The 2,716-nt window shown below is 60.5% G+C and carries 3 protein-coding genes; all 3 read left to right on the top strand.

Annotated features, from left to right (window positions below):
- The first annotated feature begins 125 nt into the window (after positions 1–125).
- The 3 genes from ACW9JC_RS29920 to ACW9JC_RS29910 all read left to right on the top strand — a co-directional run bounded on the left by ACW9JC_RS29920 (position 126) and on the right by ACW9JC_RS29910 (position 2,670).
- Positions 126–1,721 carry a GMC family oxidoreductase N-terminal domain-containing protein gene (locus ACW9JC_RS29920; protein WP_457459552.1) on the top strand — a complete coding sequence of 532 codons (1,596 nt, stop codon included), beginning with the start codon at positions 126–128 and terminating at the stop codon, positions 1,719–1,721.
- Positions 1,722–1,836: 115 nt separating this feature from the next.
- On the top strand, positions 1,837–2,316 hold the full coding sequence (gene coaD, locus ACW9JC_RS29915) for a pantetheine-phosphate adenylyltransferase (RefSeq protein WP_007945531.1): 480 nt from the start codon (positions 1,837–1,839) through the stop codon (positions 2,314–2,316).
- A gap of 102 nt (positions 2,317–2,418) precedes the next feature.
- Positions 2,419–2,670 carry a YfhL family 4Fe-4S dicluster ferredoxin gene (locus ACW9JC_RS29910; protein WP_003195146.1) on the top strand — a complete coding sequence of 84 codons (252 nt, stop codon included), beginning with the start codon at positions 2,419–2,421 and terminating at the stop codon, positions 2,668–2,670.
- Positions 2,671–2,716 lie beyond the last annotated feature (46 nt).

The following is a 2,716-nucleotide window of genomic DNA, read 5'->3' as shown; positions in this document are numbered from 1 at the left end:
CCAGCTCCCACAGGTGTTGTGTGGGCCGTACCTTTTGTGAACGACTCTACCCTGTGGGAGCTGTCTTGCCAGCGATGGCGCCAGCCATCACACCACATTCCCAATAATAAAAAGAGAACCCTAAGATGCCCGTACCCGATCCGTTCCGCGAAGGCATGGCCCGTGGCTGGAAAACCTACAACGGCTCACAACTGAGCCAGGACCTGACCCTCGAAGCGGACGTGGCGATCATCGGCAGCGGTGCCGGCGGTGGAACCACGGCTGAAATCCTCAGCGCAGCCGGCTACAAAGTGCTGCTGATCGAAGAAGGCCCGCTCAAGACCAGCAGCGACTTCAAGCTGCTCGAAGACCAGGCCTACGCCAGCCTCTATCAGGAAGGCATCGGCCGCATGAGCAAGGACGGCGCGATCACCATTCTTCAGGGCCGTGCGGTGGGCGGCACCACGCTGATCAACTGGACCTCCAGTTTCCGCACCCCGGAACCGACCCTGGAACACTGGGCCAAGGAACATAACGTCAAGGGCCACAGCCCGGCGGAAATGGCGCCGTGGTTCGAAAAAATGGAACAGCGCCTGGGCGTCGCGCCGTGGATGGTGCCACCCAACGCCAACAATGACGTGATCCGCAAAGGCTGCGAAAAACTCGGCTATAGCTGGCATGTCATCCCGCGCAATGTGCGCGGTTGCTGGAACCTCGGCTACTGCGGCATGGGCTGCCCGACCAACGCCAAGCAATCGATGATGGTCACGACCATTCCGGCGACCCTGGAAAAGGGCGGCGAACTGCTCTACCTGGCCCGCGCCGAAAAGCTCTTGATCAGCGGCGACAAGATCACCGGCCTGCAATGCTCGGCGATGGACGAGCGCTGCGTCGAGCCCACCGGCCGCCAGATTACGGTCAAGGCGCGGCACTACGTGCTGGCCGGCGGCGGGATCAACACACCGGGGTTGCTGATGCGTTCCGCAGCGCCCGACCCGCACAAACGCTTGGGCAAGCGCACGTTCCTGCATCCGGTGAACATGTCCGCCGCGTTGTTCGACGAAGTGGTCAACCCGTTCTATGGCGCGCCGCAGTCGATCTATTCCGACCATTTCCAATGGCAGGACGGCACCACCGGCCCAATGGCTTACAAACTGGAGGTTCCGCCGCTGCACCCGGCCCTGGCGGCTACGCTGCTCGGTGGCTTCGGCCGGGAAAATGCGCAACACATGGCCAATCTGCCGCACACCCACGCCATGCTCGCGCTGCTGCGCGACGGGTTTCACCCGGACAGCCAGGGTGGCAGCGTCGAATTGCGCGGCGACGACACGCCCGTGCTCGATTATCAGATGTCGCCTTATGCCTGGGACGGTTTGCGCCGGGCCTTCCACACCATGGCCGAGATCCAGTTCGCCGGTGGCGCCAAGGCCGTGATGCCGATGCACGCCGATGCGCGTTATGTGAAAACCCTCGCTGAAGCACGCACCCTGATCGACAGCCTGAGCCTGGAGTTGTACCGCACGCGGTTGGGCAGCGCCCACGTGATGGGCGGTTGTGCGATGGGCGAAGACCCGAAAAACGCCGTGACCGACAGCCTCGGCCGGCATCATCAATTGGCTAATCTGTCGATTCACGATGGCTCGCTATTCCCCACCAGTATTGGCGCAAACCCGCAACTGTCGGTCTACGGCCTGACGGCACAACTGGCAACTTCCCTGGCAGAACGTTTGAAAAACCCATGAAAATGACGAATATTCCTATCGTCTATAGTGCTTTCTTACCCAACAGGCGACTTGGCCGACCGGGAAGGCTGCGATACCATCCGACTCCCCAACGCACTCCCGCCAGGACGACGCGATGAACCGAGTGTTGTACCCAGGTACATTCGACCCTATTACCAAGGGCCATGGCGACTTGGTCGAACGCGCCGCGCGCCTGTTCGATCACGTGATCATTGCCGTCGCCGCCAGCCCGAAGAAAAACCCGTTGTTTCCTCTGGAACAACGTGTGGAGCTGGCCCGCGAGGTCACTAAACATCTGCCGAACGTTGAAGTCGTCGGCTTCTCGACCTTGTTGGCGCATTTCGCCAAAGAGAAGAATGCCAACGTGTTTCTGCGAGGTTTGCGCGCAGTGTCGGACTTCGAATACGAGTTCCAGCTGGCCAACATGAACCGTCAGCTGGCCCCGGATGTGGAAAGTCTGTTTCTCACCCCGTCCGAGCGTTATTCGTTCATTTCCTCGACGCTGGTCCGTGAAATTGCTGCCCTGGGCGGCGATATCACCAAATTCGTACACCCTGCGGTGGCGGATGCGCTGACCGAGCGGTTCAAGAAGTAATCACCGCTCAATCGGCGCCCGCGTGCAACGCAGGCGCCAATGCGGCACAATTACGCGCATTGATTTATTGCGCCCGGGCCTGCCGCCCCGGCTGGAGTTAGCATGTCCCTGATCATCACCGACGATTGCATCAACTGCGACGTCTGCGAACCCGAGTGCCCGAACGCCGCCATTTCCCAAGGCGAAGAGATCTACGTGATCGACCCGAACCTGTGCACTCAGTGCGTCGGCCACTACGACGAACCGCAGTGCCAACAGGTCTGTCCGGTCGATTGCATTCCGCTGGACGAAGCCCATCCGGAGACTGAAGAGCAGTTGATGGAGAAGTACCGGAAGATTACCGGTAAGGCTTGAGAACCCTGAAAGATCGCAGCCTTCGGCAGCTCCTACAGACATTGTG

Source organism: Pseudomonas sp. SDO5591_S426, assembly GCF_054070755.1.
This window is presented reverse-complemented; position numbering and strand designations above follow the sequence as displayed.